The organism is Bowmanella yangjiangensis (genome assembly GCF_017255015.1).
Lineage (GTDB): Bacteria > Pseudomonadota > Gammaproteobacteria > Enterobacterales > Alteromonadaceae > Bowmanella > Bowmanella yangjiangensis.
Genome location: NZ_JAFKCS010000755.1, coordinates 1 through 355, shown reverse-complemented (window position 1 = coordinate 355; position 355 = coordinate 1). Strand labels below are relative to the sequence as shown.

Annotated in this window: 1 protein-coding gene; it reads right to left on the bottom strand. The window is 72.1% G+C overall.

Going from position 1 to position 355, the window contains the following annotated elements:
* Positions 1 to 355, bottom strand: a 355-nt coding sequence (locus J0A65_RS26550) for a DUF1176 domain-containing protein (RefSeq protein ID WP_206597168.1), incomplete at both ends; no start/stop codon positions are given.

The following is a 355-nucleotide window of genomic DNA, read 5'->3' as shown; positions in this document are numbered from 1 at the left end:
GGCGGAAAGGCCGCTGAGCGAGACCACCGCCTCGTACTCGCGTTCCCCGTCCATGCGCAACTGACTGGCGTTGCGCAGCTCGGCCAGCACGGCCTGGGCATCGCCGCCCTCGGCCAGCAACGCGGCCCCGTCGTCCTCTTCCGTCAGGCGCAGGCGCCCGGCACTCGCCAGGGGCCGGCCATCGAGTTGCAGCGGCGCGTAACCGCCCGCTTCGGCATAGTGCAAGGACAGCTGCAACGGTGCCCGCGGCCCCGCAGCGCGCTGCAGGATCAGGCTCAGGGGCCGGTAGTCGAAGCCGTCGGCAGCGCTGATGGCCTCGCAGCCGCGCAGGTTGTCGCAGGCGACCACCCAATCC